Source organism: Arcticibacter svalbardensis MN12-7 (assembly GCF_000403135.1).
GTDB lineage: Bacteria > Bacteroidota > Bacteroidia > Sphingobacteriales > Sphingobacteriaceae > Arcticibacter > Arcticibacter svalbardensis.
In genome coordinates this window covers 17,140-32,572 of record NZ_AQPN01000009.1, presented here as the reverse complement: position 1 = coordinate 32,572, position 15,433 = coordinate 17,140, and the positions used below count along the sequence as shown (strand labels likewise).

Below are 15,433 nucleotides of genomic sequence, written 5' to 3'. Positions count from 1 at the left end.
TAGTAATATAATTGATTTTCAATCACTGCTTTTATTAAAAATGCCTTAAAATATATAATAAAAATTTGATAAATAGAAATAAACTTCTCAAATTTATTATTATATCATTTAATTAAAAAGGCATATGAAGCAAATTCTATCTAGTTTGTTCATTTTGTGCATATTAGTTACACATGTAATAGCACAAGATCGAACTGTTACCGGTACAATCAAAGGAAAAGATGACGAATTACCTCTACCGGGAGTAAGCGTAAGAGTGAAAGGGAGTCAGCAAGGAACTCAAACGGGGTCAAATGGATTATTTTCGATAAAAATACCAGGGAATAATGCAGTCCTTGTATTTTCTTATGTCGGTTATACCTCACAGGAAATAAATGTAGGGACAAGGAGTACAATTGACATTGTATTAACCAGCGACTCTAAACAACTAGGGGAAGTTGTAGTAACAGCATTAGGCGTTGGGCGTGATAAGAGAACATTGGGTTATTCTGTTCAAAAGGTTGGTGGTGATCAAATTCAGAATTCAAGGGAAACGAATCTTGTGAACGCTTTGGCTGGTAAAGTTGCCGGTGTACAGATTAACAGTTCCGGTGGACAAGCCGGATCGTCTGCTAGAATAGTAATTAGGGGTAATACTTCAATAACTGGTGATAATCAGCCTCTATTTGTAATTGATGGAATTCCAATGGATAATTCTGTCAACAGGGGCATTACTGAAAATGTTGAAAGTGTACTTTTTAATGGTGTTGGAGGAAATAGAGGTATAGACATTGACCCAAATATCGTTCAGGAAATGACTGTACTTAAAGGTGCTGCAGCGACTGCGCTGTATGGTGCCAGGGGTGCTTTCGGTGTAGTTTTAATCACTACGAAAAAAGGACAAAAGACTTTAGACAGAAAGTTTCCTTCTGTAAGTTATACTTCAAGTTTGAGTTTGGATGAGGCAATTATAAAAGGATTTCAATCTACTTATTTACAAGGGTCTTTAGGTAAATATAAAAATGGACTGCCTTTAACAAGTGGTGGTTATTCTGAAGTGGCTAATGGCGCATCTCAGACTTCTGCTAGCTGGGGACCTCATAGAGATTCTGTAAGTCAGGCAGTGATTGATGCGGTTGGCATGCCTACTATCATTGATCCCCGGAAGGAGTTTTATAGAGATGGCAAGGTTTGGAATAATTCTGTTGCGTTAAGTGGTGGTGGGGATAATTCTACTTACATCATGACTTATACTAACTTAGATCAGGAAGGTGTGGTTCCAAATAACACGTTTAAACGGAATAGTCTTCAGGCTAATTTTACTTCTAAATTAACGAAGAGCTTTAATACCAGTACCTCTGTCAACTACATCAATTCGGTGAATAAACGTATGCCTGAAGGTAATACAAAGAGATCATACCTTTATACGTTGAATTTTGCACCGATAAGTTTTGATAGTAAAAAAGCTTATGAGGATGGGAATACGAATCGTTCCTGGACGACGGGTGCCGGCTTTGATAACCCGTACTGGTTAGTTAATAACGTTTCCATGCCATCGTCTGTAGATCGTTTTATTCTATCTAACGAATCTACTTTAGAGATACTTCCCTGGCTAAAACTGACCAATCGCGTTGGTTTAGATACCTATAACCAGTTGGACAAGGAGCAGGTAAATGTTGGTGAAATAAGTGTTCCCGACGGCAGAATGTATGAGGCAATGATCAATAGGCGTCAGATTAATAATGATTTGATTTTGTTGGCTGAAAAGAAAATAAATGATGATTGGTCAATTAATGGATTGATTGGGAATAATATCAATTCAAGAACCTATACGAGCAGGACAATAAGGGGCTTAAATCTGAGTATCCCTGGTTTTTACGATATAACGAATGTGGAGTCAGTTACAGCTTATCAAGCGGATTCTAAAAGAAGAACGTATGGACTTTATGCTTCTGGTACGATAGATTATAAAACCTATCTCTATTTAAATCTTACCGCTAGAAATGATTGGTCATCGACTTTACCTGTGAAGAACAATTCATTCTTTTATCCTTCTGCTTCTGTAGGGTTTGTATTTACAGATTTATTGGGTTTAGCTAATAACGATATTTTCCCTTATGGTAAGTTGAGGGTATCTTATGCGAGAGCGGGAAACGATGCACCAGAATACCTGACTAATAAGACTTATTCTCAGGCAAACCCTAGTGATGGTACCAGAGGTAATATTAGTTTTCCGTATAATGGATTGAATGCTTTTCAAACCGGTACTACTTTAGCTAATAATGAACTAACTCCTGAAATGGTGACTGAAAAGGAAATTGGAGCCGATTTAAGGTTCTTTAAGAGCCGGCTGGGGATAGATTTTTCTTACTATGACAAGGTAAGTGATAAACAAATTTTATCTCAGGAAGTTGCTGCTTCGAGTGGTTATGTGGAAGCGGTTGTAAATGCGGGTAAGGTTTCGAATAAGGGTGTAGAATTAACATTAACTGGATCACCAATTAAAACAAGGGATTTTGAGTGGAGTATCCAGGTGAATTATGCAAAGAACAATTATAAACTAAAAGCACTTGCTGAAGGGGTTGATAATATTTTCCTTGGAGGTTTTACTACTCCACAGATTCGGATCGATAAAGATTATGGGTATGGTGTGATATGGGGCCTTGGATTTAAACGAAATGAAGAAGGTAAACTTATTATTGGTGAAGATGGTTTGCCGATTACCAATGATGATTACGGCCCTATTGGTAACGTTACTGCAAAGTATAATGGTGGGATCCGGAATACCTTCAGATATAAAAGCCTCAGTTTGTCAACCTTATTTGACTTTCGTAAGGGCGGTGATCTGTTGAATCTCGACTTATATTACAGTTCTTATTATGGAACGGCTAAGGTAACAGAAAACAGGAATACATTTACCACTTATGATGGCGTAATGGAGGATGGTACGGTTAATACGACTCCTGTTTTAAGAGATCAGGCTTATTATCAAAATTGGTTTAGTGCTATTGACGAAAATTTTGTAGAGGATGGTTCTTTTATAAAACTTAGAGAAGTAACATTGAGCTACAATTTACCGGCTTCTTTAGTGCAAAAAACTCCTTTTCAAAGTATAGGTTTTGCGGCTACCGGGAGAGATCTGTGGGTAAAATCGAATTTTAGCTATGGTGATCCGGAGGGTAGTTTGTATGGTAGTGGAAATGCTCAAGGGTTTTATCATGCCGTTACTCCGGGAACAAAAGGGGTGACATTCTCATTGAATGTTAAATTTTAAAACGTAGATTAAGATGAAAACAAAAAATATATTAGTTTTAATACTGGCATTTATTGCGTCTTCGCTTTATAGCTGTAAAGATAGCCTGGATATAAATTACGATCCAAATAGTCCTAGTGACGTCACGGAGAAGCTTATGCTTCCTGCTATTTTAAGTACTTTTTCATTTGAAGTGGCTGGTGGGGATCCGGTGCGTACAGCGACATTACTAACTAAAAATGTTGCTGATGCTACAGATGGGCCGCATCAGGGGAATTATCAGATCACCTCAAATGATGTTGATAATTTTTGGAGATATTCTTCCTATACGGATATCATGAAAACCAGCTCTGAATTGATAACGAAGGCTGATGCGAATGGCAATCCTTCTTATAGCGCCATTGCAAAAATTATGATTGCATGGAATATGTCTTATATTACTGATGCTTTTGGTGATGCTCCTTTTTCGGAGGCTTTTCAGGGTGAAAATGGTAATCTAAAACCTACATATGATTCACAGGAAGACATCTATAAGCATATTCAAACGTTGCTGGATGAGGCAATTGTTTCTGCAGGTGAAACTACTGGTTTACACCCCGCAGCTGATGATTTGATATATGGTGGAGTGATGTCAAGCTGGCAAAAGTTGGCAAGGACTCTAAAGGCTCGTTTTTATTTGAGATTATCCAATGCTCCAGGTTATAACGCGTCAACCCAGGCAACGCTTGCTTTAGCGGCATTAGATGCTGGTGCAATTTCTGATGTTTCTGAGATGCCTGTGGTAAAATATTTCGATAGTCCTGATCAGGAAAATCCCTGGTATCAGTTTGCAATTGATGGAAAATGGAGTACTTCTACCAAGCCATCTATTTATTATGTGAATCTATTGCAATCTACGGGAGATCCAAGACTTCCTTACCAGGTAAGGACAGCTACTACTGGAGCTGATATCGGCAAATACGTGGGTGTGACAAATGATGCTCCTCCATCTGCCTTGACAGCCTACTCTTCAATTTCACCTTTTTATAGTGCCTCTAATGCACCCTTATTCTTATTGATCTATGCTGAGGTTCCGTTTATAAGAGCTGAAGCGGAATACTTGAAGGCTGGCAAAACGGTTAATACGGCTGTCGTGAGCGCTTATAATGAAGGAATAACAGCATCAATGGATATGTATGGTATTAGCACGGGTGTTCCTGCTTACCTTTTAGCAAATGCCCTGGTTCCTGCTACTGCTTATGAACAAATTATGACGCAGAAATATATAGCGAACTATTTGCAATTTGAAGCTTATAACGATTATAGAAGAACAGGTTACCCTAATCTGCCCATCAACAATGAAGTTTATCCGGATGTTGAGCTGACGACTGAGCCTTTGCTGGATATAATTCCACTCCGGTTTCCTTATCCTTCTTCTGAAAGATCATATAATGCAGATAATATACCGGATAATGTTCCGGCTGGTTATCTTGCTGCCATGCAGGTTCCTGTATGGTGGGATGGAAATTAGTTAAGAAAGATTCATTGGTAATATTTTATTATCAATGAATCTTTGTACCTTGTTGAGCTGTTAATCCTTATCTTAATTTAATCTCTCAGGGTGTCTAAACTAATAAAATTCGTTTTAGCTGTTTTATTTCTCTCCTCTGTTTCTACCGGGACTGCTTTTTCTCAGTCACCTGTTATCGATAGTGTTTATTATGCTAAGGCTGTTGGTGGGTTAATCAATTATTACCAGAATTCTCCTGACAAAAAATTAGTGCTTTATAATGGACCTGAACATCGGGGCTATTTCAGGCAGATAAAGGGTTTTGCCTACTTTGATACCGATAAAATGGTGAACGGTAATGTGCTTTATGACCATGTTTGGTATAAGCTTCCTCTCCTTTATGATTTGGTTATGGATCAGGTTATCATTCTTCATTATGATGGCTTATACAAAATGTCTCTTGTTACTGAGCGAGTGGATCAATTCAATATGAATGGGCATGTGTTTAAGAAAATAGGGTTAACTAACCTGGATTCTAAGATGGTTCCTGGTTTTTATGAACAGATTTATGCGGGTGATTCTATTTCTTTGTATGCTAAGAGAAGTAAAATTATATCTGAGCTGCTCAATATGCAAAGTCTGGAGCGTGAGTTTCAGAGTAAAAACCTGTATTATTTTTTGATCAGTGGCTCTTATCACTCTGTAAATTCTAAAAAAGAGATGTATGCCCTGCTTGGCAGTAAAAAGAAAGCGGTGGTAGTCTATCTTAGAAAAAATCATGTGAAATTTAGAAAAAGTAAAGAGGCTGCTTTGGTAATTGCTTCCAAAAAGTATGATGATAAACTTTAACCTATGCGCCTTCCCTATTCGCTAATCTTTCTTTCTGCTTTTCTGTTTTTTGGTCTGGCGCAGCTTTGTGCTCAGGATAAAAAGGACCCTCTTCTATCGGGACAATTTGACCGGGTTAAGGTCTCTGAGTTTGCGGACTATTTAGAGAAAGCGACGAATTGCCAGATCTACTACGATAGCACTGCTTTTGATAGTCTTCGCATTAGTGTGACTTTTGAAAATATGCCGCTTGATGCGGTCCTTAACCGTGCTTTTTTGAATACGAAGATTAAATATGCAATTGACTTTGAGAAACATGTGTTTCTGAGTCTGGATCAGGAGCTTATTGTTGGTCTTCCTGAGGGGTTTTGGGATAATAGTGGGATTAAGGCTCCTCAGGTAAATGAAGAGCCGCCTTTAATTTCTGAGTTCCTGGTGGACGTGGACAAGAGTCCTGCTGTGGCATCTTCAGCCAATAAGGTGTATACGATTGGGAACCGGACGGCAACGTTTAAGAAAGGAAACGTGACGCTGGCGGGTTATATTAAAGAGGCGAACAGCGGCGAGCCGGTAATTGGGGCTAGTGTATATATTGAGTCTCCAAGAATTGGTGTGAGTACGAATCAATCTGGTTATTACTCGATCAGTCTTCCTGCTGGCAGGCATGTGCTGAATATTCGTTTTATCGGTATGCGGGATGCTTCAAGGATCATTAATTTGTATTCGGATGGCAAACTGGATATTGAGGTGATTAATCAGGTTCGTTCTTTAAATGAAGTGAAAATTTCGGCGGAGAAGATTGCGAATATCAGGAATACGCAAATGGGTGTGGAGAAACTGAGTATGGCTACCATCAAACAGATTCCTACGGTATTTGGGGAGCCTGATATTTTAAGGGTGATTCTGACTTTGCCGGGCGTAAAGTCTGTGGGGGAAGCGAGTACGGGCTTTAATGTCAGGGGTGGCGGTACGGATCAGAATCTGATCTTATATAATGATGCCACCATCTACAATCCTTCGCATTTGTTTGGCTTCTTTTCGGCCTTCAACTCTGACGCGATCAAGGATATTGAACTGTATAAAAGTAGTATTCCGGCTAAGTTTGGTGGAAGGATCTCTTCGGTGCTGGATGTGCATAGCCGCGAAGGGAATAATAAGAAATTTGCGGGTACGGCAGGAATTGGCTTGCTTACGAGTCGCATTAACCTGGAAGGCCCGATTATTAAGGATCGAACTTCGTTTATGGTTGGTGCCAGAACGACTTACTCGGATTGGCTGTTGAAGGAATTGCCTGCAAAATCGGGATATAGGAATAGTAAGGCTGCTTTTTCGGATATTGATATGCATCTGCATCATAAGTTTGATGATCAGAATAGTTTGGCAATAACCGGGTATTTAAGCAGCGACCGCTTTAATTTGAATAGCGATACGGTTTATAGGTATTTCAATACGAATGCATCGCTGAAATGGAAACATATTTTTAATAACAAGTTTAATGGGAGTATTTCTACTGGAATAGACCGCTATGAATACAAGGTGAATAGTGAGGATAATGTGGTGAATGCGTATAAGATGGGTTTCGATATTAATCAATCTAACATAAAAACGGACTTTACGTATTATGTGAATTCTAAACATACGCTTGACTTTGGTGCCAGTGGTATATATTATAGATTACATCCGGGGAGTTTTGTTCCTGCAAGTGGGGAATCGCTGGTTAGTCCCGATGTTCTTGATCCTGAACAGGCACTGGAGACTGCTATATATCTTGGCGATCGTTTTGAGATTACTCCGGCCTTGTCCTTAAATGTGGGGATCAGGTATTCGATGTTTAATTCTCTGGGTCCGGCTTCTACATATACGTATGCTGATGGTTTGCCTAAAAATGAGTTTAACATCACGGATAGTGTGGCTTATAAAAAGGGGGATGTGGTGAAGACGTATGGGGGACCGGAATATCGTGTTTCGGCCAGGTATACCTTTACAAGTGATTTTTCAGTCAAACTGGCCTATAATACATTGAGACAGTATATTCACATGTTGTCGAATACAACGGCTATTGCGCCTACAGATATCTGGAAACTGAGTGACCTGAACATTAAACCGCAGGAGGGTAAACAGGTTTCCCTGGGTTTATATAAGAACTTAAAGTCGAATACGATTGAGACTTCCATGGAGGTGTATTATAAATGGCTGAATAACTACCTGGATTATAAGAGTGGGGCGACCTTGATCTTGAATCATCATATTGAACAGGATGTGATTAACACACAGGGAAAGGCTTATGGTTTGGAACTCATGATTAAAAAGACGGCTGGGAGGCTGAATGGCTGGGTGAGTTATACGTATTCGAGAACGTTTTTGAAGATGGATGATCCTACTGCGATACAGTTGGTTAATGATGGGGCGTATTATCCTGCTAATTATGATAAACCGCATGATTTTACTGTGGTGGGTAACTTTAAAGCTTCGCACCGGTTTAGTGTTTCGGCTAATGTGACGTATAGTACAGGAAGGCCTATTACGCTTCCGGTAGGGAAATATTATTATGGGGGATCGGAGCGACTACTGTATTCGGATCGTAATCAATACCGAATTCCTGATTATTTCAGGACAGACCTTTCCATAAATATTGATGGAAACCATAAAGTTCATCAATGGATTCATAGTTCATGGACGCTGGGGGTGTATAATTTAACGGGGAGACATAATCCATATTCGACTTACTTTACGACAGAGCAGGGTGCAGTAAAGGGTTACCAGTTATCTATTTTTGCTTCTGCGATTCCATTTATAAATTATAACCTTCGATTCTGATATGAAAAAGATCTATATAGGCCTGTGCTTGTCAGTGGTTATGCTACTGCTTTTTCAGTGTAAAGAGGCGTATGATCCTGAGATTGTGTCTACGGACTTGAACTACCTGGTTGTGGAGGGTTTTTTGAATGGAAATGGCCAGACTTCAATTAAGTTATCGCGAACCAGAAGCAATGCTTCTACGGCAAAATCACCAGAATTGGGTGCTAAAGTGGTAATTGAGGCGGATAACTCTAATCGGGTTATACTGACGGAGGGTGCTGATGGAAATTATACCACTAATGCCGTTTTCTCTTCTGCTTTAAAATATAAATTGCTAATCCATACTTCGGCAGGGAAGGATTATACTTCGGAATTTGTTTCGTTGTTGAAGACGCCTGCAATTGACAGTCTGCCCTGGAAAAGAGTAAATCAAGGGGTGCAGATTTACGTGAACACGCATGATGCGGAAAATAAAACCAAGTATTACCGCTGGGAATTTAAGGAAACCTGGATCATCATTCCTACTTTCTACTCGAGTCTTAAAATTGTTAGGTTAGATAAGCCGAATGAGGATGGTCTTAGTTTTGAAATCGTGAATAGAACTTCTGCTGATGCTTTACCTTTAGCTTGCTGGCAAAATGAACTTTCTACTAATATCCGGATTGGGTCGTCGAGTAAATTAGTGGCCGATGTGATCAACCTGGCGCCTGTTTCGTTTATTCCGTACTCATCATGGAAATTGGATCGGCGATATAGCATTCTGGTTAAACAGTATGCATTGACAGCGGCTGGATTTGAATATTGGGAGAACATGAAAAAGAATACTGAGGGACTGGGAAGTATCTTTGATCCGCAGCCTTCAGAAGTGAAGGGGAATTTGATGTGTGTAACGGATCCGAATGAGCCGGTAATCGGTTATTTTGATGCCTCTACGTTGGAGGAAAAGAGGCTGTATATTTCGAGTGGGCAGGTGCCGGACTGGAGGTACCGTACGGGATGCGAGTCTATTTCTGTGAAGAATAATCCGGATAGTCTACAAACTATATTTCCGTATTATATTCCTTTATTTTACCAATATGACCTTGGAAATAATATTGACCGCTATACTGGTGCCCCTCCGGAATGTGTGGATTGCCGCTTAAAAGGATCTGCAATTAAACCTGATTTCTGGGAATGATGATATATAAATACAGTTTGTCTTTTTGTATGCTGTTGATTTCCGTCCTGGCAATGGGACAAACAACAGATCTGGATAGTATCCCTGCCTCTTTCGATCGGTACAGGACTGCTCAATTGCAGGAAAAACTGTTTGTGCATACAGACAGGACGAGTTACCTGGCTGGTGAGATTGCCTGGTTTAAGATCTATGATGTGGATGCTTCGTTTCATAAACCAATGGGCGTAAGTGCGGTGGCTTATGTAGAAATTCTGGATCGGGAGAACAAGGCGGTAGTGCAGGCGAAGGTGAAACTGCAGGATGGCAAGGGTAAAGGGTCTTTGTATTTGCCGGTGTCGCTGTCGTCGGGCGGGTATCGTTTGCGTGCTTATACGCGATGGATGAAGAATTTCTCGCCTGAGTTCTTTTTTGAGGAGTCTATAAATATTATCAATACGTTAAAAGAGCCGGACGCTATTTTAGTGGCTAAGGAGCTTCAGTATGATGTTCAGTTTTTCCCTGAAGGGGGCAACCTGGTGGATGGTTTAACGAGTAAGGTTGGTTTTAGGGCAACGGATCATTCGGGCAATGGCGTTAATTTTAACGGGGTAATTCTGGATGAAGACAATACGGTCATTGCTGAATTTAAGCCTACGAAATTTGGGATCGGTAATTTTTCTTTTACGCCTATGAAAGGGGTTAAGTATCATGCTGTTTTAAACTTGCCTGCTGGTCGGGTTTTAAAGGAGAATTTGCCTGAGCGGTTTGACCAGGGTGTGGTAATGGCTTTGAATGAGGTTCAGAATCAAATTAAGGTTACGGTAAAGTCTACTGCAGGAGTGGCAGGTTCGGTATATTTATTTGTTCATTCGAGGAATAGGGTTGAATATGCGGGAAAGGGAACTCTAATTGATGGTTTGTTTACTTTGGAAATTTCTAAGGATAGGCTGAAGGATGGGATTTCTCATTTTACTTTGTTTGATGTTCAGGGTCGGCCGGTTTGTGAACGTTTATATTTTAATGATTTGCCAGGTAATAGTCTTTTGGTAAATGCCTCTCCTGATCAGCAGGAATATGGTTTGCGTAAACCTGTGGTGGTTGATATTAGTTCGGCTACTGCTGATTTAAAACCTATAGCGGCTGATCTTTCTATTTCGGTGTATCGTGCTGATTCGCTGCAAATGGATCCTGCTGTATCTGTTGATATTGTGAATTACCTGCTTCTTGGTTCGGAACTGGCTGGTACTATTGAACAGCCAGAATATTATTTTTCGGGTAGTGTGGCGGATAGGGCTGTCGCTTTGGATAATTTAATGCTTACTCATGGTTGGAGCAGGTTTAAATGGGATTTGGTTTTTAAACCTTTTGTTCCTGTATATGCTCCGGAATTGGAATATCATGTGATTACGAGAAAGCTTGTTGCTGCGGATACGAAAGCTCCGGCAGTTGGTGTTGATGTGGATTTTGCTATTGCCGGGAGTCGGGTTCAGTTTTATAATGGGCAAAGTGATGCAAATGGAATGGTTAATTTCTATACGAAGGACCTTTATGGACCGCATGTAGCTGTGCTGCAAACGAATTCATCGTCGGATAGCTTGTATGATTTTGATCTGCTAAGTCCTTTTTCGGATCGTTTTTCTTCGCGTAGCTTGCCTGCTTTACGTTTGCCTTCGGAATTAAACCATACGCTTCTGGTGAATAGTATTAATATGCAGGCGTTAAACATGTATCATAAAAAAGAGTTAAACCAGATGACTGCTTTGAACCTGGATAGTGTTTCTTTTTTTGGTAAACCGGGTGAATATTATTTGTTGGATAACTATGTGCGGTTTCCAACAATAGATGAGGTGTTGAAGGAATATGTGCTTGCTGTTGGGGTTAGGCATAGAAATGGGAAGCCGGTGATGCAGGTGTATTCCGGTGTGCAGAATGAGGGTTTCTTTGAGGAGAGGCCACTGGTGCTTTTTGATGGGGTTCCTGTAGTGAATACGGATAAGATTTTTAATTATGATCCGCTTAAGGTAAGAAGCATAGAGGTGGTGGCAAAGAAATATTTTTATGGTCCGGCAATTTATGGTGGGATCATTAAATTCAATACGTATAAAAATAATATGGATAACCTGGAGCTTGATCCGGGTTCTGTTGTGTTGGATTACGAGGGACTGCAATTAAACAGGGAATTCTATTCGCCAAAGTATGATGCGGGTGTTAGTCATCGTTTGCCTGATTTTAGAAGTCTGTTGTACTGGTCTCCGGATGTTTCTACGGATATTCGAGGAAAAGGAACGTTAAATTTTTATACTTCAGATAGGCCGGGAGTTTATATGGGTGTGATTGAGGGGTTGGGTTTAAATGGAATTCCGGGTAAAAAGGTTTTTAAATTTGAGGTAAAATAAGTTTTTTTCGATAAAAAAGCCAAATATTTAAGATTACTAATCATAAATTCTCATAATTTAGGTTATGGTGTGAATTTTCGTCTATGTTTTATTAAATATATTATGTTTAAAGGCTTTAAAGCAATGTTTGTAAAAATTTTATATTCTAATTCTTCTCAAAATGTAACTATTATTAATAAAATGTTAATAAATTCTTGTTTTTTTAATGATTGATCATGATATTTGAAGAATCATTAATTAAAATTGAATATGAAAGACAATTACCTAAAAATTGCTTTCCTGTTAATCTGTTTTTTTATGTTTAATTTCGTTTCAGCTCAGGAACGAACTATAACTGGAACAGTTACAGGAGCAGATGACAAACTTTCACTCCCAGGAGTAAGTATTGTAGTAAAAGGGACTACAGCAGGAACCCAATCAGGTGCTACTGGTCAATTCTCACTGAGAATACCCAACAATAAGGCAGTTCTAGTATTTTCATACGTAGGTTATACTTCTCAGGAAGTTGCTGTTGGACAAAAGAGTACTATTTATGTTGCTCTAGCAGCTGATGCTACACAACTAGGAGAAGTGGTAGTAACTGCCCTAGGTATCACAAGAAACAGAAATGAAGTTGCTTATTCGGCACAAAAGGTTGAGGGTAATGAAGTGAGCAAGACACGTTCGGGAAACTTTATAACCGGTATGTCGGGTAAAGTGGCTGGTTTGGAAATCAGACAGAATAATGCAATTGGTGCATCATCAAACGTTGTTCTTCGTGGGGTGAAATCAATTACAGGAAACAACCAGGCGTTATTTGTTATTGATGGAGTACCAGTTAACAATGCGAATAGTGGTAATCGCCAGGTAACTGACAATTCTGGGGTTTCAACCAGAAATGATCAATCTACAGGTAGAGGTGGATATGATTATGGTAATGCAGTGGCTGACATGAACCCAGACAATATAGAGTCAATTTCTGTATTAAAGGGAGCAGCAGCAAGTGCGTTATACGGATCGCAAGGTAGTAATGGGGTAATATTGATCACAACAAAAAAAGGGCAAAAAGGCCTTGGTATTGCTGTTAACTCAAGTATCAGTGTAGGATCTTATGATAAATCTACTTTCCCTAAATACCAACACAAATATGGAGGTGGTTATGGTGCATACTATGGTCCAAACGAAGACGCTTTTTTTAATTCTGAAGATGTAAATGGAGATGGAGTTTTGGACTTAGTGGTTCCTTTTGGTGAAGATGCTTCCTACGGTGGTGCCTTTGATCCGAATCTATTGGTTTACCAATGGGATGCATTTGATGCTACATCACCCAACTTCGGTAAAGCTACTCCATGGGTAGCTGCTAAAAATGATCCTTCCAGTATATTTATTACTCCGGTATCAAACAACCAGAGTATATTTATTAACGGTGGGACAGACAAAGGGACGTACAAATTAGGATTTACACGCAACGACGAACGTGGTATTATGCCGAACAGTAAGATCGTAAAGAATGTTCTGGATTTTTCATCATCTTATAATATCACTCCCAAACTGACTGCAGCAGCGAGTGTCAATTATTCAAATGTGAATGGTTTAGGTCGTTACGGAACAGGATATGATGGCGATGGAGGAAGAAATCTAATGACTAACTTCAGACAGTGGTACCAGGTGAATGCAGATGTGCAGTCTTTAAAAGATGCATATGACAGAACTGGAAGTAACGTTACCTGGAATCGTAAGAGTGTAAGTAATGGCGCTCCAAGTTACTGGGATAACCCTTACTTTGTGAGATATGAAAACTTTTCAACAGACACACGTGACCGTTATTTCGGTAATGTTAATTTAAATTATAAGGTTGCAGATTGGTTCAGTATTTTAGGTCGTGTTGCAGTAGATTATTATACAGAGCTTCAGGAAGAGAGAAAAGCGGTTGGAACCATTGGAGTTTCAGGATATAGCCGTTATGATCATACCTGGAGAGAAACCAATTATGATTTAATCGCAAATTTTAATACAGGTATTTCTGATAACCTTGAATTTAAAGGTTTATTGGGAACCAATATTAGAAAACAGCATGATCAAAGTATTCAGGCACAAACTAATGGAGGTTTGATTGTAAAAGACATCTATGCTTTATCTAATTCAGTTAGTGCACCAGTTGCACCGAATGAATATGATGGAAAACGTGAAGTAGATGGTTATTTTGCAGGTGCTACATTCGTTTGGAATAAGATGGTTACTCTGGATGGAACGTTAAGAGCTGACCAGTCGTCTACACTTCCTGCAAAAAATAACAGTTATTTATACCCATCCGTATCGGGAGGTTTTGTGTTTTCTGAATTGTTGAAAACAGATTGGTTATCTTATGGTAAGGTAAGAGCGAATTATGCAGAAGTAGGTAATGATGCGCCTATTGGAAGTATCCTGGATACGTACAATATTATTGCTCCTTTCGGTTCTGCAGCGCAGGCTTCAGTAAGGTCAATTAAAAATAACCCTGACCTTAAACCAGAAAGAACTAAAAGTACTGAAGCTGGTTTCGAGTTGGCTTTCTTTAAAAGTCGTTTAGGATTGGATGCTACTTATTACCGTACGTTGACTGTTAATCAGATCTTACCTGTTACCGTTTCAACTTCTACTGGTTATGATTCAAAGTATTTGAATTCAGGTAAAGTTAGAAATACTGGTTTGGAGCTTACCTTGAATGGAACACCTATCGTTTCAAATGGCTTTACATGGAAAGTTGATGTGAACTGGACCAGAAACAGAAATAAGGTTACTGAACTGTTTAAAGATGCAACAGGAAATGATGCACTTAACTTGCAGTTAGCTACATTTCAAGGAGGCATATCTTCCAATGCTACATTAGGTCAGCCTTTTGGTGTACTTAGAGGAAGTAACTTTGTTTATGTAGATGGTGAGAAACTCATTAATCCAAATGGACGGTACGCTATTTCGCCAACGTCTAACGAGCAAATTGCTGATCCGAATGCAAAATGGCTTGGAGGTATCAATAACAGGTTCAGTTACAAAAATGTTGCTTTAAGTTTCTTAATTGATATCAGGCATGGTGGACAAGTATTTTCTACCGATATGTATTACGGACTGGCTACAGGTTTATATGAAGAAACTGCTGGCTTGAATGATTTAGGAAATCCGCTAAGAAACACCTTAGCTGATGGTGGTGGTATTATAAGAGAAGGCGTACTAGCAGATGGTACTCCTAATACAATAAGAGCTGCTGCAAATACCTATGGTGCTTATGGATATCGTTATTCTCCTGCAGCAGCATTTGTTTATGATGCCAGTTATGTTAAGCTTAGAGAGGCAATGCTTACTTATACGCTACCACAGAGTGCTGTTACTACTTTGGGACCTGTTAAAGGAGTTGATCTTTCATTAATTGGACGGAATTTATGGATCATTCATAAAAACTTGCCATATGCTGATCCTGAAGATGGTTTGAGTGCTGGAAATTTCCAAGGATACCAGGTTGGGTCTTATCCAACAACCCGGACATTAACGTTTAATGTTAAATTAACCTTCTAAGAAAT

At 39.3% G+C, this 15,433-nt stretch carries 7 protein-coding genes; all 7 read left to right on the top strand.

What is annotated here, in order from left to right:
- Window positions 1–124: 124 nt before the first annotated feature.
- A complete protein-coding gene (locus tag ADIARSV_RS01305) occupies window positions 125–3,253 on the top strand; it encodes a SusC/RagA family TonB-linked outer membrane protein (protein WP_016193531.1) in 3,129 nt (1,042 codons plus the stop codon).
- Window positions 3,254–3,266: 13 nt separating this feature from the next.
- Window positions 3,267–4,742, top strand: a complete 1,476-nt coding sequence (locus tag ADIARSV_RS01300; protein WP_016193530.1) for a SusD/RagB family nutrient-binding outer membrane lipoprotein — start codon at window positions 3,267–3,269, stop codon at window positions 4,740–4,742.
- Between the two features lie 90 nt (window positions 4,743–4,832).
- Window positions 4,833–5,570, top strand: a complete 738-nt coding sequence (locus ADIARSV_RS01295) for a hypothetical protein (protein ID WP_016193529.1) — start codon at window positions 4,833–4,835, stop codon at window positions 5,568–5,570.
- 3 nt (window positions 5,571–5,573) lie between these two features.
- The gene (locus ADIARSV_RS01290) at window positions 5,574–8,366 is read left to right on the top strand and encodes a TonB-dependent receptor (protein WP_016193528.1); all 2,793 of its coding nucleotides are present in this window, start codon (window positions 5,574–5,576) and stop codon (window positions 8,364–8,366) included.
- 1 nt (window position 8,367) lies between these two features.
- The gene (locus tag ADIARSV_RS01285) at window positions 8,368–9,525 is read left to right on the top strand and encodes a DUF4249 domain-containing protein (protein ID WP_016193527.1); all 1,158 of its coding nucleotides are present in this window, start codon (window positions 8,368–8,370) and stop codon (window positions 9,523–9,525) included.
- On the top strand, window positions 9,522–11,900 hold the full coding sequence (locus ADIARSV_RS01280) for a hypothetical protein (RefSeq protein WP_040298694.1): 2,379 nt from the start codon (window positions 9,522–9,524) through the stop codon (window positions 11,898–11,900). Before ADIARSV_RS01285 ends, ADIARSV_RS01280 begins: the two co-directional genes overlap by 4 nt.
- 297 nt (window positions 11,901–12,197) lie before the next feature.
- The gene (locus ADIARSV_RS01275; protein WP_235048342.1) at window positions 12,198–15,428 is read left to right on the top strand and encodes a SusC/RagA family TonB-linked outer membrane protein; all 3,231 of its coding nucleotides are present in this window, start codon (window positions 12,198–12,200) and stop codon (window positions 15,426–15,428) included.
- Window positions 15,429–15,433 lie beyond the last annotated feature (5 nt).

Coding starts and splice junctions, on each gene's coding strand:
- ADIARSV_RS01280 (WP_040298694.1), top strand. CDS start 9,522: ATGATGATATATAAATACAGTTTGTCTTTTTGTATGCTGTTGATTTCC.
- ADIARSV_RS01305 (WP_016193531.1), top strand. CDS start 125: ATGAAGCAAATTCTATCTAGTTTGTTCATTTTGTGCATATTAGTTACA.
- ADIARSV_RS01290 (WP_016193528.1), top strand. CDS start 5,574: ATGCGCCTTCCCTATTCGCTAATCTTTCTTTCTGCTTTTCTGTTTTTT.
- ADIARSV_RS01300 (WP_016193530.1), top strand. CDS start 3,267: ATGAAAACAAAAAATATATTAGTTTTAATACTGGCATTTATTGCGTCT.
- ADIARSV_RS01285 (WP_016193527.1), top strand. CDS start 8,368: ATGAAAAAGATCTATATAGGCCTGTGCTTGTCAGTGGTTATGCTACTG.
- ADIARSV_RS01275 (WP_235048342.1), top strand. CDS start 12,198: ATGTTTAATTTCGTTTCAGCTCAGGAACGAACTATAACTGGAACAGTT.